Source organism: Paenibacillus sp. FSL K6-1096, assembly GCF_037977055.1.
Classification (GTDB): Bacteria; Bacillota; Bacilli; order Paenibacillales; family Paenibacillaceae; genus Paenibacillus_AQ.
Window position 1 is genome coordinate 3974186 of record NZ_CP150274.1, and the last position, 19757, is coordinate 3993942.

Genomic DNA, 19757 nt, shown 5'->3' on the forward strand with positions numbered 1-19757 from the left:
CTCAGCTCCTTAGTAGTGAACCCAGCGTTTCTGGCCCAGCCATTGAATCACGGTGAAGATCAGAATGATCAGGAACAGGGCCCAGGAGACCGCGGACGCATAGCCCATCTCGTAATAGCGGAAGGCATTCTGATAGATGAACAGGGATAATACGGTGGTGCTGTTCCCGGGGCCGCCCTGCGTAATCGCCTGGATGATGCCGAACTGCTTGATCGACATAATCAGCCCGGTAATCAGCAGCAGAAAAGTGGTGGGACTGACCAGCGGCCACAGGATGCTGCGGACCGTCTGCCAGGTGCGGGCACCGTCGATGGTAGCTGCCTCCAGCAGCTCGCCGGACACCTCCTGCAGGGCGGCGAGGTAGATAATCATGTTATAGCCGAGCATGAACCAGATCCAGATGATATCAATGGCATACATGGAGGTATCCATCGTGGACAGCCAGCCGGGAGGGTTAGCGATACCCATGGAGCGGAGAATGCCGTTGATCGGCCCGTTATTCGGGTGGAACAGCAGCATCCAGACGAAGGCCACGGCTACGCCGCTGGTAATGTAAGGCATGAAGTAGAGGGCACGCAGCAGCTTTTTGAGATAGACAGAACGGTTCAGAATGACAGCTACCAGAAATGCCAGCCCAATCGATATGGGAACGGAGACCAGGAACAGCAGCGTGTTCTTAATGGCAATATAGAAGACCTCATCCCCCAGCATCCGCCGGATATTCGCCAGCCCGATGAACTTGGTATTGGGACTCATAAACTTGTAATCTGTAAACATGAGATAGAACGAATACATAGCCGGTATAATAAAAAACAGCATCACGCCAATCATATTGGGCCCGATAAACAGATAGCCCAGCAGCTGCTGGCGTCTCATCCAGGTTGCCTTCACAATAGCCCCACTCCTTCAGGTCTTTTGAGTACATAACAAGCATAACAAGCACCCTTCCAGAGGATAAGGAACAAAACCACCCACTTCATGGCACAGAAATATACATTTACGCAAGCGGCGGCAGGCGCTCCGGTCTTAGTTATGTTCTATCCGTGTGCAGACCAAAAAGCAGCATTCCCGGAGGGAATGCTGCTGTAATAGGGTACAGACCGGCAGGCTATAAGCTCAAGCGATCCGGCTTCTCCCGGTGCTGATGCCTGTATTGGCTGGGTGTCTGTGCGGTCAGGCGCTTGAAAATCTTGATAAAGTAGTTGTCGCTTACGAAGCCGACCCGGTTGCCGATCTCATAGACCGGCAGGTTGGAGCCGGTCAGAAGCCGGATCGCCTGATCCACCCGTATACGGTGCAGATAGTGGATGAGGGTGTGGCCGGTTTTCTTTTTGAACAGGGTGCTGACATAATTCTCGGCCATCATGACATATTGGGACATCGACTTCACGGTAATATCCTCGGCGTAGTGTTCATGCAGATAGTGCAGGATCTTCTGGATCTCCGGGTGGCTGGTCAGCTCCTCATGGGCCGGCAGAGACGGGGGCGGGGGAACCTCCTGGTGCATATCCGGCCCTGCCTTGCGGTGCTTCTCCAGCTCGCCGCTGATCTTACGCAGCGTGTCCCGGAGTGAATTGACGCTCATCGACAGCTTCAGAATATAGTTGGACGCCCCGTATTCCATGGCCTGCCGCACATTCTCGAAGTCATTCATACAGGTCAGCATGACGAAGCGGGAATCATAGCCTTCCTCACGCGTTCTGCGCAGCAGCTCGACGCCATCCATCTCCGGCATGACAATATCCGTAATCACCAGATCGGGCGCATCCTCCCGGATCATCTCCAGTGCCTCAGCCCCGTTGCCTGCTTCTCCGCTGACCGTGAAGCCAAGCTCCTCCCAAGCGATAATCTCGCGAACACTCTCCCGTACGAATACCTCATCCTCCACCAGCAGTACCTTCCACATGTGTAATCCCTCCCGTAGTTATGCGCCTTAAGCCGGATGTTCGTTGCCGTATGGTGTGGACAGGAGCAGCGGCAGCGTCAAGCGGACCGTAACGCCTGCGCTGGTCGAGTGCACCTCAAGCTGTCCTTCCTCCCGGAAAAGCAGCCGCAGCCGCTCCTGAATATTACTCAGCCCGATGCCCGGACGCTTGCGCGGAGCCTTGGTGCCGCCGCTCTGCTCCATGCCTACGCCGTTGTCCCTGATCTCGACAATCAGCCGATGCTCCTCGCGGCGGACATTCAGCTCAATGAGGCCGTGGCCGGGCAGTCTGCTGATCCCGTGAATAATGGCGTTCTCCACCAGCGGCTGAAGGCTGAGCTTCGGCACCAGGGCATACAGAACGTCCTCGTCATACGTGAAGGTACAGTCGAATTTGTGGGCATAACGGACCTGCTGAATATGGACATAGGCCTCTACAAGCTCAATTTCATCCTTGAGATGGATCAGATCTTTATCGGTGTTCAGACTGGCCTCCAGCAGCTTGCCGAGCGACAGGGTCATGTTCGTAATATCCTCATTCTGCTCGCGGATGGCGATCCATTTGATCGTATTCAGCGTGTTGAGCAGGAAGTGGGGATTCGTCTGGGCCAGCAGCATCTGAAAATGCACCGCCTCCTTCTGCCGCTCCTCCGCCTTCAGCTTCTGGATCAGCAGGCTGGTGTCGTCAAGCATCGTATTGAAGGTCCGGGTCAGCTCCAGAATCTCGCCGCTGAATTTGTGCTCCGGCAGGCGGATCTTCAGGTTCTTGTGCACCGCCGCCTTCATCTTGTTCTGCAGATGGGATAAGGGCCGCGTTATGGTTGTAGCAATCACGAAGGTCATCATCAGGAAGATGCTTGTCAGCACCAGGAACGTAAGGAAGTACTGCTGCTTCAGCCCCTCGATCTCCACGAACAGCACAGACAGCGGAATCCGGTTGACGATATACCAGTCCAGCGACTCCACATAGATATAATTAATCAGGGCGTTCGATTCTTTGTCGATAAAATACTGCTGTCCCGGCTGTCCGGCAAAGCCCGCTTTCACCTTCTCAGACAACTGGCTGCCCGGAACCGACTGGGAGATGTCCTCGCCCGAGCGGGTAATCAGGAAATACTGCTGCTCCAGATCGGACTGCTTGTGGATGGAGCGCAGCCAGTACGTATAGTCAATGCTGATCCGGGCCATGCCATACGGCTGATTGCGGGCATCCTCCAGATACGCATATAAGGACAGCAGATAGGCACTGGTAGAGACATCGCGCAGCACGTAGTTAGTATCATTGGGCACCCAGTGATAGGAGTTGTTATCCATCTGCTTCCGGTCGAACCCCGGATTAGCCCGCAGTTTGGAATAGACCAGTGGATCTTTGGGCGGATAAGATGTGTATGCGCTTTCAGATAAATCCAGAATCATGAAGTAGACCGAAGGATTATACAGGAAGAAGCTGTTATTCAGATTCTTGAAAATATTCTCCATCAGCCGCTTATTCTCCAGCTCATTACGCTGTTCGGGATGGAGCAGTACAGACTTCACGGTGTCATCCTGCTTCAGGAACAGCAGTGTCTTGAAGGCGATGCTGATCTGGTCCTCCAGCGTGCGGTACATCTGCTCCAGCTGATAGTGGCTCTGCTGGCTGATTTTCTTCTGGACCAGTGTCTCAATGCGCTGATAGTTATAGACATTCAGTGCGCCGAACGGCAGCAGAATCAGGCACACAAACGCGGTGAACAGGCGGTATTTCAACTTCTGGGGAATTAGCACACGCAGCAGCTGTGACACAGGGAAGCACCTCCAAGCCTGACTGAACCCGCCCGCTCAGGGACGGTTGATATGGCTAGATTATAGCATAATCCCTCCGCCGGATTGGCGATATTTCAAATTGCATGGTTTTGTTCCAGCGGGCATGGGAGGATGGCGGAAATGCATAGTTTTGTTCTACCCAGGCTACTTGACAGCGCGAGAAGGCGAAGCGGATCGTTATCCGCTCCGCCTGGTCAAGGGACCTCTTGGAGTATGCAGGGGCATAAGACGTCAGTTTAATCGAATGATGTTGTACTTCAGCGCAAGCAGAAGAAACACCCCAGCCAGGAGCAAGACTCCCGCCGATACTAATCCGCCTATAATGATGGTTCTGTCAAAGGCTTTGAAGCTTCTGAGCATTTCATCACTCCTTTGTAAAGTTAGTCCCTCCTCCCTAATTATAAACGATCTGCCAGTGTGCGCGGTAATGAGGGGTCCTGAACGCTTGTGCCGCCTATGATTGTGGACTGATGGATTGATGGACTGATGACCAACGGATGGACGGACCGACGGACTCACAGACCTTTATATCACTCCAGGTAGCCGGAAATGAAGCTGAAAATGGTAGTTAAGCGCATCTGAGTCCGCGTAGCCTCCAGAATCGCGCGATTCGCCCAAATAAGCGCATCCCAGTCCGCAAGCATACTGCATTTCTCTATTTCTACGCTGTCCACGCTTTCTCCACCTGCGCGCTATTTCTTCTGCTTCAAAAACTCGTTATGCCGAGCTGCCATGGCCTGCAGAGTCTGGTCGAGCGATTGCGAGCCGAGGAAATATTTCTCGTACTCCTGTGAGCGCAGGTCCATTACCTCTTGGGGCAGGCTGCGGACATAGGTCGGCGTCTTATTGTCGAACATGACGTACATCAGGGAGTCCAGATCGTAGGAGTCGCTGTTGTCGCCGATGAGGCTTTTGAGCGCATCCTCCTGCTTGGCATCCTTAGAGGCCGGGAGTCTTCCGCCCGCTGCCATCGGGGCCATGCCGCCATCGGAATACCACTTCAGGAATTCCCAGGCTGCCTCCTGCTTCTTGGACTTGGCGTTGATGGAGATGTAATCGCCGAGGCCTCCGCGGGTCACATAATCACTGGCCGATTCAGCGAGCCGGGGTACCGGAGCGAAGGCGATTTTGAAATCACGCGGGAAGTCGGTGAAGTTATTCGAGCTGCGCAGCAGCCACGCCCCGATATTGAGCATCGGCACCTCTCCGCTGAGGAACACCTGCTCCACCGGCATTTTGGAGGTCAGTTGCTCGCCGAGCGGCGGTGTGGTCTTATCGTCCTGCATCATCCCGTTCAGCGTCTCCAGCCATTGTCTGACCAGGGGATGATCGAGATTCGAGGTGCCGTCCGCCTTGGTATAGCCCTCCTGGGAGAGCACGGAGTCGATCGGGTCAACGAAGGGCTCCATATTTTGAATAAAACCATACGAATCGCCGTTCTTCAGCTTCTTCGCATACTCGCGCAGCTCATCCCAGGTCCATTCCTTCGGCACCGGCAGGCCGGCCTTGTCCAGGGCGTCTTTGTTCAGGGCGATGAAGAACGGGCTTTTGGTTGTCGGAACGCCGTAGAACTTGCCGTCAATCTTCCAGCTCTCCGTGTCCGCGCCCATCTTCTCCTCAATGTTGTAATCGGTGAAGCCGCTGAGGTCCAGGGCCAGCCCCGACTCTACCCGCTTGGAGGCGTGGGAGATCGTATAGTTCACGAACAGATCCACATCCTGGCCGGTAATCATCGCCGTATCCAGCTTCAGATTGCCGTCATCATCATTAACATAGCGTACATATTCCACCTGAATATCGGGGTGTTCCTTGTTCCAGTTATCCACTACCTGCTGCGGGCCGGATTCCGGCGGGACACCGCCCCACATTTTGAGGGTTACGGGTGCATTCTTGCCTGTAGCAGAGCTCTCATTGCCTGCTGAAGATGTATTGCTGCTGTTCCCGCAGCCTGCGGTCAGGCCCATGATCAGAATGAGTGAAGTGATTCCGGCGATAACACGGCTTTTATTCAAAAGCGACAACCTCCCTGTGTGTACTATATAGGCTTGCAACTCAAGAATAGCAGATGGCCGGAAGCGTCAGAAGGAACAAAAAACAGGAGAATATGGAACATAACTTTACATTTCTCTCCCCGGATTAGGGCAAGGGCGGCTATAGTGCAGGGAAACGTTCTATCCCTGGGGCAGCTGCTGCGGCGCTTCAGCCCATTGTGTAAAACCACAATCATGTCAGATCATGTTTTTCTTTTTACCCAAAATGCAGCGCCAAGCCGTATGTTATGATTCTTCACATAAGAGAACCATATCAGACGGGAGCGATGAGAGATGATTATTGGTGTACCGAAAGAGATCAAAAACAATGAAAACCGGGTAGCAATCACCCCGGCGGGTGTTGTCAGCCTGACCGCAGAGGGCCACAAGGTGCTGGTGGAAGCAGGAGCGGGTGTAGGCAGCGGATTCCAGAATGAAGAGTATGCCGCAGCCGGTGCTGAATTGGTGGCAGAAGCCGCCGCAGTGTGGGCTGCCGCTGAAATGGTAATGAAGGTAAAAGAGCCGCTGGCCAGCGAATACGGTTACTTCCGTCCGGGCCTGATCCTCTTCACATATCTGCATCTGGCTCCAGAGCCGGCGCTTGCCGCCGCCCTGAAGGACAAAGGTGTGTTCGCGATTGGCTACGAGACCGTAGTGGATGGACGGACCCTGCCGCTGCTCACTCCGATGAGCGAAGTGGCCGGACGGATGGCGGTACAGCTCGGTGCACAGTTCCTGCAGAGAAACTACGGCGGACAGGGCATCCTGCTCTCCGGTGTTCCCGGCGTAAGCCGCGGCAAGGTCAGTATCATCGGCGGCGGTGTCGTCGGCACCAATGCAGCGAAGATGGCCATCGGCCTCGGCGCTGAGGTGACCATTATCGATCTGAGCGCAGACCGGCTCCGCCAGCTTGATGATATCTTCGGGTCGCAGATCAGCACCCTGATCTCGAATCCGTACAATATCGCCAAGGCTGTTGCCGAAGCGGACCTGCTGGTTGGGGCCGTATTGATCCCGGGCGCTAAAGCTCCTAAGCTGGTAACCGAAGCCATGGTGCAGACGATGAAGCCGGGCTCGGTGATTGTCGATGTGGCGATTGACCAGGGCGGAATTGTGGAGACGATTGACCGGGTGACCACGCATGATAACCCTGTTTTTGAGAAGTATGGGGTCCTGCACTATTCAGTTGCCAATATGCCGGGTGCAGTGGCGAAGACCTCGACCATCGCCCTCACCAACGTCACTGTTCCTTACGCGCTGCAAATTGCCAACAAGGGTGTATTCCAGGCGATCGAAGACAATGCCGGCCTGAAGAGCGGCGTCAACGTAGCGAACGGCAAAATCACCTGCCAGGCCGTAGCCGAAGCGCTTGGGGAAGAGTACTTCACGGTTGAAGCTGCTGTCGAGCAGGAGTTCACGCTGATCTAACTATAGAGAGAAAAGTCGGCTAGAGCAGAGGGGCAATAAAGTAGACAGAGATGGAGTCCGGTGAGCGATCACCGGGCTTTTTTGGCGGAATGGGCCGAATGTAATCGGAAAACCGATCACAATGGACACGTCGAGGGTGAGCGGGTCGAATGTATGCGAAAAACCGAATACAATCGGTCGGCGAGATTCGTGTGGGCTGGATGTATGCGAAAAACCGAATACAATTGGTCAGCGGGAGGCATGTGGGCCGGATGTATGTGAAAAACCGAATACAATCGTTTGGCGGGTGTCGTGTAAGCCAGATGTATGCGAAAAACCGAATACAATCGGTTAGCCGGATTCGTATGGGCCAAATGTATGCGAAATGGCTGATGCTAAGGCCAAGACAGATGTGCCAGATGCACACTCCATGTAAGGTATCGCTCCACACACACAACTTTTGACGCAAATTCTTCATGAGATGTCAGGTTTTCTCCATAATTCTGGTGTGTTCCTATAGGCAACCATCAGGCGGCGTAATATAATGTAATCACTTATTCTGCTATTCTTCAGGTTGAGGTGGGAGCATTGGCGCAAACAGAGCCATCATTTGACCGTTTTTTTGACAGTATGGAATCCCTGGCGGATACAATCAGCGAATCACTCCAGTCCCAGGTGACGATTGAGGACAGCAACCATCATGTGATCGGCTACAGCTCGCATCAGACGGAGAGCGATCCGGCGCGGATCTCGACCATCATTGGCAAAAAGGTACCGAGCGCCGTCATCATCGGCCTGCGCAAAAAGGGCGTCATGCATGAGCTGGAGAGCAGCAGCCATCCGATCCGCATCCCTGCGGTGATGGAGGTCGGGCTTGGTCCCAGGCTGGCGATGTGCATCAGGCACCAGCAGGAGATTCTGGGCTATATCTGGGTGGTGGACCGGGGCAATCTTGCCGCAGGGCAGGCGGAGGAGATTGTGGAGAAGGCTGCCGGCATTGCCGGACGGTATCTGCTGAAGCAGCGCGGCTGGAAGACGAAGCAGGAGAAGGCTCTGGAGGACTTCTTCTGGAAGCTGCTGACCTCGCATTATGAGAGCGAGACCCGTATCCGCCAGGAGGCGGAGGCCGGGTCGGTGCTGCTGCCGGAAAGCTATTACATCGGGGTGCTGGAGAGCAGCGGGCCGGTGAATGAGCACTTCCTGCAGAGCTTCCGCCGGGTCATGGACACCTATACCGGGCAGCGGCTGCTGTTCCAGACCGCCGAGCAGAACCGGCTGATTATCCTGTTCTCCTTCGTATTCCCTCTGGAGGGGACGGAGCGTCTGGCCTCATTCCTGCACGGGCTGCTCCGGGACCTGGGCCAGCGGGAAGACGGCAGACTTACTGCGGGCTGCAGCTCGGGATACCGTGAATATACCTCAGCGGCAGCTGCGTATCGGGAAGCACTACAGATTCTGGAGATGAAGCAGTTACTGCCGTATCATACACGTGAGCTGCTGCTTTATGAGGAGATGGGATTCTGGGCCTATCTTCCAGTCATTCTGGAGCAGAAGCGGAGCCGGACCCGCAGCAGCAGGCTGCTCTATCCCCTGAAGGAGCACGACCGTGAGCATAAAAGTGATTTGCTGAGGACCCTCGCCGTATACCTGTCGCTGGACGGCAATCTGAAGGAATCGGCCGCTTTTCTGCATATTCATGCCAACACCCTGATGTACCGCCTGAACCGGATCGCCGAGATTACAGGCAGGAGCCTCAAGGAGACCGGTTACCGTACCTCCGTCTATCTGGACCTTCTGACCGAGGAGACGGAGCAGATGAATCTCTGGTTCGGGTAATTAACGCTTCCGGGCGATCCGAAACGCATTATTAACCTGTTCTAAGCCAATCTGAGGATAAAAAGACAAAGCCTCCTCGGAAGATAAGAGCACGATGGCTACCTGATCCCCTAATGTCTCTTGAAGGAGCTGCACCAGGTTTTTGCCTATATTACGTTTCTGATACTCTTTGATGACGGCCAGATCCGATAGATAACAGCAATAACAGTAGTCGGTGATGGCCCGTGCTACTCCTACGACCCGGCCGCCATCCCAGCAGCTGATTAAGACATCGGCTTGATCGAGCATTTTCCCCATACGCTCTAAATCGTTGTAAGGACGCTTCAGCCCGGATAATCTAAATACTTCAGCCAGTTGTTCAGGCAGCAGCGGTTCGTTGACTTTGAATTCCAATGCCATAACAACTCTCCTTTTACATCCATTTTTATTATTATAAGCTATAAATGAGCAAAAATGGATTAAGGATATTCTTGCATCGTCTATGATTAAGAATATAAAAAGCCTGCCTTTCAGATGGGCAGGTTCTTTATGTAGAAGTGTCTAGACACCTCAAGCGAAGGCCAATGTGTTGCCCGTCTAAGCTGTGACGACCCTGTTACGGCCGAGGCTTTTTGCTTTATATAGAGCTGTATCCGCCCTATGTAGAACCTCGGAAAAACTCTCGTTGTAGGATCCGTGCGCAATGCCTATGGATATCGTATAATTAACTGTTAGTGCTTCGCATTTGACGCCGCTTGCTTCGACACTTGAGCGCAGAAGTTCGCAAACAGGCAGAAACTCTTTCCCCATCGATTGTTGAGAGATTACAACGAATTCCTCGCCGCCAAGCCGCCCAACACACAGCCCAAGTTTATCACTTACCGCCTTCAAAATACCTGCGAGGTTTACAATAACCGTGTCACCGAAAGCGTGGCCGTAGGCATCATTGATGCTCTTGAACTTGTCGATGTCGATTATTGCCACGTCCAGATGGCTAGGTAACGAATCGACGTAATCCCTCACACCTTTCCGGTTGAGCAACCCAGTCAATGGATCCGTTCTGCTCAAGTGCACAGATTTATCATAAGAATTCAGCAGCTTTTGGAAAACGACAGAATTAATGTAGGTCACAGTGAACGAAATCGTGAACGCCAGAGTGGCTGTTATTGCCGTTCCCACCGCCAGCGCATTAAACGGGTACAGAACTAGCCCCATTTGCATCGCGACCGTAATCACCAAGAGGTATAGCAATATGGCTATTGGAACGATGCACACGCTCACTCTGGTGGCGAACGCAGTTGGGCTGAATGACGGTCGATCGCCGTCCCGAACAATTGGAAAGAGCAGAAATTTAAATATCCGGTAGAAAGGAATGTTAGTCATAAAATGCGCTCACAAGCAAATTTTGTTTCGTACCAAAGTGGCGAAATAATGTTTTCTCAACGGTTAAGGCAATCTCCTGCGTTGTAACACTTTTATATCCTTTTAGCGAGATCAGATCAATCGCCGTTAACATCAGCTTCTCTTTTGTGCTCCGGTTTATTGAATTGGACATTAAGCTCTCCTTTTACCAATATCAGTAACCACTGTAATAAATGAAGACTACCTTTTGAATCAGTCCTTGTCAAGTATAAATTTGAGTGTTCGTAATAGGCGGGATTATGCGTTTTAGAGAATGCGCCCCACTTCATCCATCGCCTGCACGGTGAGTTGAAACGCTCGAATTCTTCTCTTGAGCAGGGTACACTGTTAAATCACGGCATCGGTACATGTAGCACTGTTCTAAACGGCAAAAAGGGCTGTAACCGCTCGCAACAGTCAATTTAAATTCCCCTGTTATAGACGTGCGGCAAAAAAATTATTGTTCTGGTTGTATTCCATCTGTGTAAATCTCCTTATGTAGTGAAGGCATCTGTTCTAAGCCTATATGCTAACTAGAGGAGTGTGATAACCATGAAGAATGTGCTATATGTACCGCTTGATGACCGGCCCGTTAATCTGGATGATGTGATCGTGCAAGGGAGATCGGCTGGCATTCATGTAATTGCCCCGGCTGCAGCTTATATCAAGAACCGTCTGGATTCGCAAAAGACTTCGTCCGGCACGGTCCTGCTGACCACCTCCTCACCGGCTTATGGGGACACCGCCGCAATCCGGCAATTTGTGCTGGATCATGCCGCTTCGGTGGACGGCTTTATCCTCTCAGCGGATATGCTTGTGTATGGGGGATTGATTGGGAGCCGCCGTCTCCGCACGGATGCGGGAGGAGCTTATCCGGCCTATGATGCTACAGCTACAGACCTGCTGGACGTTATCCGCGAGGTGAAGCAAGCGCACCCGGACAAGCCGGTGTATGTGCTGGACACGGTGATGAGGCTGGCTACGACCGCTTTTGCCGAAGGGTTGGACTTGGCTGCTTATACGGAATCACGTAATTTCATGCTCCAGCCCCGGAGAAGCTTTACGGAGTTTGCAGATATTCTCGGAGGATATAATCTGTCGCCTACAGATGTGTATGGAGATCCGGCCACTTTTGATAAAGAACAGTATTACAATGCCAGACGGCATAAGTTCAAGACGAACCGCTATCTTCTGGAGGAGCTGGCGCAGGAGGGATACATCGATTTCCTCGCTATAGGTGTCGATGATGCCAGTACCCAGGGTGTGCAGATCAATGAGATTCACTATGTGGAAGCGCGTATTGATGAATGGCTTGGCGGCTCCGGAGGGCAAAATCCTGACAAGGCTATCATCCTCCCCGATGCAGACGGACTGGGGCAGGCGTTACTGGCGCGGATGGCGAATCAGCTCTACCGGAACGGGACAGCGACCAGGTGTACGGTTGAATATTTCGGACCTCATGGCTCGACTCTTACAAGTCCGTATGAATATATGGATGTGCATCAGAACATTTTGCGCCATCTGGATATTGTCGGGGGAGAGGCGGCAGGCGATGCACGTGAGCTGGAGATTATCGCTATAACTGCTGCGGACCAGGCGCTGGCTGCGGTGAACCGTATAGAAGATAACTTTGCCCGCTGCGTCCCGTCGTTAGTAATTGACTGTGTCGGCGCGGGCGCAGCAGATGCTGCGGTCACTGAAGCCTTGCTCGGCAGCAGGCAGACCGGAAGTCTGCTGGGATACAGCGGATGGAACACGCCAGGCAACAAAATCGGACTCGCCCTGGGTATGGCCCAGGCCCGGTATGCCTTTACGGTTACGGAGACGGCTCCGGCGGCGCTGGATGCTGCGGTTAATGCCCACGGCTCGCTGCTCTTCAAACGTTTCCTCAAGGATTATTACTATAAAAGGCTGGCGATCGGTGAAATCCGGACCTACTCCAGAGCCCATTCGTTATATGAGAATACCGCTGCCTTTGCAGATCAGAATATGCTGCTGTTTAACAGTCCGGAGGATTACTCGTATCTCCAAGACCTGCTGAGAGAGCGGATGCAGAAGCATACGGACACTCTTTTCTGCAAAAATGCCTTCCTGAATGTCTGTGCTGCACCGGCTTCGGCCATCCGCCAGATTGGCGGGGGCGGCTGGTCGCTCTCGCAATATAGCAGTGCTGCACTTCCCTACGATGACCCGGATTATTTGTGGGGGCGTGCGTTTGAAATCACTTTGAATCCTGATGTAACCTTGCAATAATAGACGGCTCCCCGTGGATGATTCGGCGGGGAGCCGTATTTGTGTGCTGAACCAATCTCCTGCGCACCAATATAGGGCCCGACACGTACAATAACCTATATTTCATGACAAGAGGATGAAAGGGGACGGCAGAATGGGATATGGATATATGGCTCCTGCAGATCCGGCGTTCGAGAACAGAATGCGCGGGGAGATTATTGCGGCAGCCCGGGCGATGAATGTGGGAGGGACGGATTTCTCAACGTTCGAGAACTCCCGCTGCAATCCAATGTATTGGAACCGTACGGCTAATGGTGGGTTTGAGCTAAAAGCCAATGTCGCGCCTTCGGCAGCGATCAACGATATTTTTGTAAATGGGCAGCTGTATGCCTTTGAATGTGCGATGGCGATGGTCATGATTCTCTACCGGGCAACAATCAGCATGATCGGGGAGGCTGCGTTCAACCGCTACTTCACGGATCTGTTCCTGTGGGATTGGAACTACGACAGCAATCTGAAGCTGATTACCACGTTCAACCAGTCAGAGCTGCGGCCGGGCGATGTGGTCTATTTCAAGAACCCTGACCATGATCCCTCTAAGCCGGAGTGGCAGGGGGAGAACGCGATCATGCTGTCGAATGACAGCTTTTACGGGCACGGGCTGGGGATTAAGAGTGCTGCGCAGATGATTACTTCACTCAACAGGGAGCGGGTGCCGGGCAGCCGGACTTCGGCTTACCTGACGGATGAGGGGCTTCATCCTGATTTCGCCTATATCGCTTCCCTCGGGAACTCGCGCTTAGGTCCTCCGGCAGCGGCCAAAAACAATCCCAAAACCGCCATCTACACCCGGATTGGAGTCAGATCCTATATTACCCGCTAGAGGAGAGCGGCCTTTCCGTTCATCTTTAGCCAGGCCCCTTGCGGCAAGCCGGACACCTGCACCGGGCTGCTGCGAAGGGGTATTTATGTGTTGTCTCCTATTTATACAGGATATATGCCGGATTGGAGCAGTAATGCACACACCGGGAGCAAATGGAAGAATATTACTATATAAACCAATCTATCTGCTGCGAGCTTCCAGTCAGTTACAAGATAGATTCAGTAGAGAAGGGGTTGATTGGTGATATTCCAAATCTGCGATAAGGGAGACTGAGCGATGAGTTTATTATCAACAGGACCACTGGAGAATAATCCGGTTGGAGGGGTGAGACCCACCACACAGGTGACGGTAAGAGTTGATAACCGCAGTGCGGTTTCGTCTGCCGCCATATTAATAGAGGGTTACTACACTCTGAGCGGAGTAAGAAATATGTACGTTTATCAGACGCTTAATCTAGAGGCCAATGAATCTGTTACTAACACGTATTTTGCGGATTTGGATGCTTTTGAGTTTATGTTTCTTACCCCGGCGGTGACCAATGATCCGATCCAGATCTCGGTATGGGGCAAGGATAGCGCCGGACAGCTCGTCACCGCCCACCGCCTGGTATCGGCTGAGCTGATGGGCGAAACTGTCGGCACGGGAGCGACCGGTGCGACTGGGCCGGCTGGAGTGACGGGAGCAACCGGTCCGACCGGGGCAACGGGAGCGGGAGTGACGGGTGCGACTGGGGCGACCGGAGCAACCGGTCCGACCGGGGCAACGGGAGTGGGCGTGACGGGTGAGACCGGGGCGACCGGAGCCACGGGAGTAGGCGTGACGGGAGCGACTGGTCCGACCGGAGCAACGGGAGCAGGCGTGACGGGAGCGACCGGGGCGACCGGAGCAACGGGAGTAGGCGTGACGGGAGCAACCGGTCCGACCGGAGCCACGGGAGTAGGCGTGACGGGAGCGACCGGGGCGACCGGAGCCACGGGAGTAGGCGTGACGGGAGCGACCGGTCCGACCGGAGCCACGGGAGTAGGCGTGACGGGAGCGACCGGTCCGACCGGAGCCACGGGAGTAGGCGTGACGGGAGCGACTGGTCCGACCGGGGCAACGGGAGCAGGCGTGACCGGAGTAACCGGTCCGACCGGAGCCACGGGAGCAGGCGTGACGGGAGCGACCGGGCCGACCGGAGCCACGGGAGTGGGCGTGACGGGTGAGACCGGGGCGACCGGAGCCACGGGAGTAGGCGTGACGGGAGCGACTGGTCCGACCGGGGCCACGGGAGTGGGCGTGACGGGTGAGACTGGGGCGACCGGAGCCACGGGAGTAGGCGTGACGGGAGCGACTGGTCCGACCGGGGCCACGGGAGTAGGCGTGACGGGTGAGACCGGGGCGACCGGAGCAACAGGTCCTAACGTTGCAACCGAAGGGTTCTCTGCATTGCTGCCAACATTCTCCGTCTCGACAAGCACCCAGCTGACGGGCTGGACCGTGACCTCTCCTTACTATGACAGTGCATCGTTTAATGAAACTACGGGGAATTATACGATTCCAACATCGGGCAGATACTCGTTTGAGGCGACTATTAACTACAGCACTACCGCTGCGATCACGGTAGGGATAGGAACGGGAGTTAATCCGGCCTTTGTTGTGCGGAGAACCTCGCCAACGGTAACCGATCTGGTCAGCGGATTGTTCCCGCTGCTCAATGTTAACATTGCGCTTATCCTGACGCTGCGGACGATCCTTGGAAACGGCACAGTAACACTGGCCGGGGAGTTTGACCTGACGGCGGGCGACGTGATCGGACTCTTCTATGTAGCAGACGGCTTAACCCTGCCGCTTGATCTTGGAAGCACCTCTTCCGGTATTGTCTGGTCTGTTCACCAGCTGACCTAATTCCACAACAGCACAGCAAGGCGTTCCACAGCTAATGTGGAGCGCCTTGTTCGATTTCCAGCCTAATCTCGAAAATAATCATATCGTCCAGGATCTGCGCCTGTATCGTACCCTTCATTGACTGGGTAATTGTCCTGGCAATCGATAAGCCCAGACCGAGATGCCCCTGAGCCTCTATGCGTTCTTCCGTATAGAACCGCTCAAAGATCTTCTCCGCCTTCCCGGGGGCAAGCCGTACCCCATCGTTCTTCACCCGCAGAACCAGGTGCCGGCCTTCAATTGCCGAAGATAGCGACAGCAGATTCCGGGTATAACGGTAGGCGTTGCTGAGTACATTCTGGACCGCCCGCTCAAGCTGATAGACATCAATACACGCCGTAGCCTGATCCTCCGGGTTCGATTGGCCGGCCATCAGCAGAATGCCCAGGAGGACAGCTGTCTCCAGCACCTTATCTGCCAGCATAGCGACCACTATGGCGATCATCCCAAAGGCAAAATAGGAGAAGGCAAAGGCGAGTCCGGTAAGCATTGTGACAGCAAATCCTTCCCAGCCGCCTGATTGGACTGAAAAGAACACCAGAGAATCGCCCCAGCCAAAAAACAGCAGCCCAATCACATATCCTAAAGCAATCATCAGCAAGGTGAGCCACAGGGACAACAGCCATACGGCCAGTACCTTGCCCATGTAATACTCCAGCCTGGAGACAGAGCGGGTTAAAATAAGCTTGATCGTTCCTTGTGAACGGTCCTGAGAGATCATCTGTCCGATATAGATCGCAAGAAAGGTGCCGGTGAACAGGAAGCTGGCCTGCAGATGCTGAATCGGGAACGTTTGGGCATTCCCCAGAGTGAGTACAGAGCCGTTATTTCCCATGATTTTGAAAAAATCGCCGAGGTCTTGGACCGTACCATCCGCCACACCCCAGACCCGGCAAGAATGCCTGCTGTTCTCATGAGGTGCCCCCCTTTACACAAGCAAAGAATACATCCTCCAGATTATCTGCTCTGTAATCCCTCAGCAGGTCATGGACAGCGCCGGATTCGATGAGTGTACCCTGCTGAATGATGCTGACCCGGTTGCAGAGGTCCTGCATTTCTCGGAGCATATGGCTGGAGATCAGAGAGGTAATGTTGTCCTCCCGGGCCAGCCGCTTGATCAATTCCTTCATCTCCCGCAGCCCGAACGGGTCTATGCCATGGGTGGGCTCATCCAGAATAATCAGGGACGGACGGCATAACAGGGCGTTCGCCAGACCCAGCCGCTGCTTCATGCCCAGCGAGTAGGTTCTGACTTTATCGTTCGCGGCACCGGTCAGCCGACAATGTCCAGCACCTCATCGATTCTGGTAAAGCCTATGGTGTCGCGGGCTAACCTGGCGCTTACCCGGAGGTTCTGCCTTGCGGTCAAGCTGCTTGGTGAGCCCCTTCAGCTCCAGAACCGGGACGGGGGTGTGCTCTGCCATGGGTATACCTCCTGTGGTGTGTTGTACAACCAATGTAGCAGAGGCACATAAGTCCCTTATGCGCGAAAATAAAGTTTCGATAAAGTGCATCTCGGTTGCCTATAGACACAGCAAAGAAGCCGGCCCGGAAGAGTTCCGGGTCCAGCTCCTGTTTCAATCAGTGGCTTCTATTGCGGCAGCTCGGTAAAATCCTCCCGGAACCGCTCGTAATCGGCGGCCCGGCATTCCAGCTTCAGGCGTGTGCCCTGCTCCTCATAGCTGACAGCCTGCACATCGGCATGTTCATTGAAGTAGGAGACCAGGCTGCCCCGGTCATACGGGATCAGGATCTCACACTCCATGTAGTCTGTGAAAATACGGCTGCGGATTAGGGTGACCAGCTCCTGAATTCCGCGGTTCTGCACGGCGGAGAGGGTCACCGAATTCTCCTCCACCTGCGGGTACGGCTGGCCGGTAAGATCGGCCTTGTTGTAGGCATACACCGTAGGGATATTGTCAGCGCCCAGCGCCTTCAGCGTCTCCTGCGTGACGGCCATATGCTGCTCATGCTGCGGGTCGGCAATATCCACCACATGAATCAGCAGATCCGCTTCCGTGACCTCCTCCAGCGTCGAGCGGAAGGCCTTCACCAGATGATGGGGCAGCTGGCTGACGAAGCCGACGGTATCGGTTAACAGGAAGGTTTTGTGGCCGGGCAGCTCGATGCTGCGCACCGAGGTCTCCAGCGTAGCGAACAGCATATCCTTCGCCAGCACCCCTTTGCCCGAGCCGGGATGATAGGTCTCCACAAGGGTGTTCATCAGGCTTGACTTGCCGGTATTGGTATAGCCGACCAGACAGACCACCGGCACCTCGTTCTTGTGCCGCTGCTTGCGCTGAATCTGCCGCCGCGACACCTGCGCCTGGAGCTCAAGCTGCAGCGCGGAGATCCGTTCTTCGATCCGTCTGCGGTCCAGCTCCAGCTTCGTCTCGCCGGCGCCCCTGTTCTTCAGGCCGGACCCGCCGCCTTGTCTGCCAAGCGATTCGCGCAGCCCTGTCAGGCGGGGAAGCATATATTGCAGCTGGGCGACCTCCACTTGGAGCTGGGCTTCCTTGGTCTTGGCCCGCTGGGCGAAGATATTGAGAATCAGAATGGTCCGGTCGATTACCTCGCGGTCCAGAGCGGACTCCAGATTGCGGATCTGGGACGGTGACAGCTCATCATTGAAGATGGCGACCGTGGCTTCATGCTGCTCCATCAGGAGCGCCAGCTCCTGGATTTTGCCGGTTCCAAGGTAATGCGAGGGATTCACCCGGCTTGACTTCTGGCTTAGCTCTGCTGCGACCTCAATGTCGCAGGCGTCGGCCAGATTGCGCAGCTCCTCCATTGAATAAGCAAAATTCAGGTCATTCTGCAGCTGTATGCCGACGATGACGGCTCTTGGTTGTACGGTTTCCATATATCGATCATCCTCCATAGTATAATTTGAGCGCAAAAAAACACAGGCAGTCTGCCTGTGCTAACAGTAAAGTGGAGGAACAACAGAATAGGGTATACAGCAATGCCTTACCATAGACGGACATATAGGGTAGAGAACCTCCCGCCGTCGGGACTGTCCCGGAAGCTAAGGGTCAGCATATCCGGCTGGCAGAGGGTGCCTTGAGCCTGTATAGCTGCCCTGCTTCGGAGGCATACGCCTCCTGAATAAGGAGAGTCTAAGGCTCTGGTCACTGCCTTGGCAGCGGATGAATGCTCTTGTCTATTGTCTATGGGAAGCAATGGTTACGGGTCGCCGGTAATGGACAGACCTATCCTGAGTCCTCTGCACAGGGCAGAGCTTTCGCGCTATGAACATTGATTAGCCGCGTAAAGTACGAATCCGGATAAAGTCTATTATCACGTGCAACCCTCCGTTCTCCAAAAGTTAAGTTGATTCTAACACAGCCGGCTGCTTCTGGCAACAACCTCCAGTTACGGAAGTTCCCAGGGCTGTACGGCTGCTCTGTCTGTCAATCGACCAGAAACTTCCAAATTCTGTTGCATATACTGATAGAAAGCAGCTTTCATGGGAGGGTGATCACTGTGCCAGTCCTGACAACTAATATGTTAACAAAGAACCCTACCCCGGGGGCGGGTTCTATCAGCCAGGCTGTGGTGAAGATCGTGAATAATGGAGCCGATCAAGGCTCATTGTATCTGACCGGGCTTAACGGTGACGTCAGTCCGGAGACGTTATTCGCCCAGGAATTATTTCAGCTGGGGTACCGGGAGGTCGTCACTAGAACGTATAATGTGACGCATCCCTTTTTTCAGTTCAATGTCGTGTACTCTCTGGAGCAGATGCGGGTCCGCATCTATCTGGTCGACAGCAGCGGACTGTGGATTTCCGTCCCGTTACAGCCGGTAGTGCTGAACCGGATTACCTCGGAATTTCGCAACAACATTGCGGTAACCGACAGCGACACCGCAGTCATCAGCTTCCGGCGGAGCGCCGCGGTTACCATTCCTGAAGCGGTCGCCGCCGAAATCCGTCCGGACGGGCTGGAGATTCTGGCCTCCACTCCGATCCGTTATAAAGTCATCGCCGGCGGGACCGTGAACGGAACCTTCGTGAATTATCCTACGCCGACTACCGCCATTCCTGCCACCGAAACGGCACTGCTGGTGAACTATACCTGTACGGCGGTCACCGGCGGAAGAGTGATTACGCAGGGCATCGGCTCCGGTATATCCGGGGCTTACCAGAACGTGGCGTTGAATCTGCTGAATCAGCAGCTGCTCTACAATGTGCAGGACAACCCGGTCACGCTGGTGGTCAGCTCGCTTGCCGGTGAGGATAATGTGGCGGCTGCCTTCCGGATGGCGGAGCAGTGGTGAACGGCAGGGCTTCCGGACAGGCGGAGTTACAGATGGCTGGAAGGGCAATCTCTGC

16 protein-coding genes and 1 pseudogene are annotated in these 19757 nt (G+C 54.4%); 6 read left to right on the forward strand and 11 right to left on the reverse strand.

Annotated elements, in window-relative coordinates:
* Window positions 1-9: 9 nt before the first annotated feature.
* The 5 genes from MHI24_RS17740 to MHI24_RS17760 all read right to left on the reverse strand — a co-directional run bounded on the left by MHI24_RS17740 (window position 10) and on the right by MHI24_RS17760 (window position 5739).
* Window positions 10-891, reverse strand: a complete 882-nt coding sequence (locus MHI24_RS17740; protein ID WP_340020852.1) for a sugar ABC transporter permease — start codon at window positions 889-891, stop codon at window positions 10-12.
* Window positions 892-1108: 217 nt separating this feature from the next.
* Window positions 1109-1906 carry a response regulator gene (locus MHI24_RS17745; RefSeq protein WP_340020853.1) on the reverse strand — a complete coding sequence of 266 codons (798 nt, stop codon included), beginning with the start codon at window positions 1904-1906 and terminating at the stop codon, window positions 1109-1111.
* A 27-nt stretch (window positions 1907-1933) separates the two neighbouring features.
* Window positions 1934-3706 (reverse strand): histidine kinase, encoded by a 1773-nt coding sequence (locus MHI24_RS17750; protein ID WP_340020855.1) that lies wholly within the window; start codon window positions 3704-3706, stop codon window positions 1934-1936.
* A 551-nt stretch (window positions 3707-4257) separates the two neighbouring features.
* Entirely contained in the window at window positions 4258-4401 is a 144-nt protein-coding gene (locus MHI24_RS17755; protein WP_340020857.1) for a hypothetical protein, read from the reverse strand.
* Between the two features lie 18 nt (window positions 4402-4419).
* Window positions 4420-5739: an extracellular solute-binding protein gene (locus MHI24_RS17760; RefSeq protein WP_340020858.1), complete on the reverse strand. Its 1320-nt coding sequence runs from the start codon at window positions 5737-5739 to the stop codon at window positions 4420-4422.
* Between the two features lie 312 nt (window positions 5740-6051).
* Between MHI24_RS17760 and ald the strand changes: the two genes are divergently transcribed.
* Window positions 6052-7185, forward strand: a complete 1134-nt coding sequence (gene ald / locus MHI24_RS17765) for an alanine dehydrogenase (protein ID WP_340020859.1) — start codon at window positions 6052-6054, stop codon at window positions 7183-7185.
* 567 nt (window positions 7186-7752) lie between these two features.
* Window positions 7753-9000: a helix-turn-helix domain-containing protein gene (locus tag MHI24_RS17770; protein ID WP_340020860.1), complete on the forward strand. Its 1248-nt coding sequence runs from the start codon at window positions 7753-7755 to the stop codon at window positions 8998-9000.
* Here MHI24_RS17770 and MHI24_RS17775 read toward each other — a convergent pair whose 3' ends face one another.
* From MHI24_RS17775 to MHI24_RS17785, 3 genes and pseudogenes are all read right to left on the reverse strand, one after another.
* Window positions 9001-9399, reverse strand: a complete 399-nt coding sequence (locus MHI24_RS17775; RefSeq protein ID WP_340020861.1) for a GNAT family N-acetyltransferase — start codon at window positions 9397-9399, stop codon at window positions 9001-9003.
* A gap of 177 nt (window positions 9400-9576) precedes the next feature.
* Window positions 9577-10362: a GGDEF domain-containing protein gene (locus MHI24_RS17780; protein ID WP_340020862.1), complete on the reverse strand. Its 786-nt coding sequence runs from the start codon at window positions 10360-10362 to the stop codon at window positions 9577-9579.
* Window position 10363: 1 nt separating this feature from the next.
* Window positions 10364-10534 (reverse strand): annotated as a pseudogene (locus MHI24_RS17785) (TetR/AcrR family transcriptional regulator); the annotation flags it as partial.
* A 398-nt stretch (window positions 10535-10932) separates the two neighbouring features.
* On the opposite strand from MHI24_RS17785, the gene MHI24_RS17790 reads away from it, so the two are divergent.
* From MHI24_RS17790 to MHI24_RS17800, 3 genes are all read left to right on the forward strand, one after another.
* Complete coding sequence (locus MHI24_RS17790; protein WP_340020863.1) at window positions 10933-12633, forward strand: DUF4127 family protein; 1701 nt, start codon at window positions 10933-10935, stop codon at window positions 12631-12633.
* Between the two features lie 133 nt (window positions 12634-12766).
* Window positions 12767-13495 (forward strand): protein-glutamine gamma-glutamyltransferase, encoded by a 729-nt coding sequence (locus MHI24_RS17795; protein WP_340020864.1) that lies wholly within the window; start codon window positions 12767-12769, stop codon window positions 13493-13495.
* Window positions 13496-13771: 276 nt separating this feature from the next.
* Window positions 13772-15382: a YVTN family beta-propeller repeat-containing protein gene (locus MHI24_RS17800; RefSeq protein ID WP_340020865.1), complete on the forward strand. Its 1611-nt coding sequence runs from the start codon at window positions 13772-13774 to the stop codon at window positions 15380-15382.
* A 31-nt stretch (window positions 15383-15413) separates the two neighbouring features.
* Here MHI24_RS17800 and MHI24_RS17805 read toward each other — a convergent pair whose 3' ends face one another.
* The 3 genes from MHI24_RS17805 to hflX form a co-directional block, all read right to left on the reverse strand.
* The gene (locus MHI24_RS17805) at window positions 15414-16301 is read right to left on the reverse strand and encodes an ATP-binding protein (protein ID WP_340020866.1); all 888 of its coding nucleotides are present in this window, start codon (window positions 16299-16301) and stop codon (window positions 15414-15416) included.
* A 31-nt stretch (window positions 16302-16332) separates the two neighbouring features.
* On the reverse strand, window positions 16333-16653 hold the full coding sequence (locus MHI24_RS17810; protein WP_340020867.1) for a hypothetical protein: 321 nt from the start codon (window positions 16651-16653) through the stop codon (window positions 16333-16335).
* Between the two features lie 359 nt (window positions 16654-17012).
* On the reverse strand, window positions 17013-18284 hold the full coding sequence (gene hflX / locus MHI24_RS17815) for a GTPase HflX (RefSeq protein ID WP_340020868.1): 1272 nt from the start codon (window positions 18282-18284) through the stop codon (window positions 17013-17015).
* A gap of 623 nt (window positions 18285-18907) precedes the next feature.
* On the opposite strand from hflX, the gene MHI24_RS17820 reads away from it, so the two are divergent.
* Window positions 18908-19702: a hypothetical protein gene (locus MHI24_RS17820; RefSeq protein WP_340020869.1), complete on the forward strand. Its 795-nt coding sequence runs from the start codon at window positions 18908-18910 to the stop codon at window positions 19700-19702.
* Window positions 19703-19757: the final 55 nt, after the last annotated feature.

What these genes read in the sequence shown, in the direction of transcription:
- MHI24_RS17745 (WP_340020853.1), bottom strand. Translation starts at nt 1,906, where the DNA reads ATGTGGAAGGTACTGCTGGTGGAGGATGAGGTATTCGTACGGGAGAGT.
- ald (WP_340020859.1), top strand. Translation starts at nt 6,052, where the DNA reads ATGATTATTGGTGTACCGAAAGAGATCAAAAACAATGAAAACCGGGTA.
- MHI24_RS17775 (WP_340020861.1), bottom strand. Translation starts at nt 9,399, where the DNA reads ATGGCATTGGAATTCAAAGTCAACGAACCGCTGCTGCCTGAACAACTG.
- MHI24_RS17780 (WP_340020862.1), bottom strand. Translation starts at nt 10,362, where the DNA reads ATGACTAACATTCCTTTCTACCGGATATTTAAATTTCTGCTCTTTCCA.
- MHI24_RS17790 (WP_340020863.1), top strand. Translation starts at nt 10,933, where the DNA reads ATGAAGAATGTGCTATATGTACCGCTTGATGACCGGCCCGTTAATCTG.
- MHI24_RS17795 (WP_340020864.1), top strand. Translation starts at nt 12,767, where the DNA reads ATGGGATATGGATATATGGCTCCTGCAGATCCGGCGTTCGAGAACAGA.
- MHI24_RS17800 (WP_340020865.1), top strand. Translation starts at nt 13,772, where the DNA reads ATGAGTTTATTATCAACAGGACCACTGGAGAATAATCCGGTTGGAGGG.
- MHI24_RS17810 (WP_340020867.1), bottom strand. Translation starts at nt 16,653, where the DNA reads ATGAAGCAGCGGCTGGGTCTGGCGAACGCCCTGTTATGCCGTCCGTCC.
- hflX (WP_340020868.1), bottom strand. Translation starts at nt 18,284, where the DNA reads ATGGAAACCGTACAACCAAGAGCCGTCATCGTCGGCATACAGCTGCAG.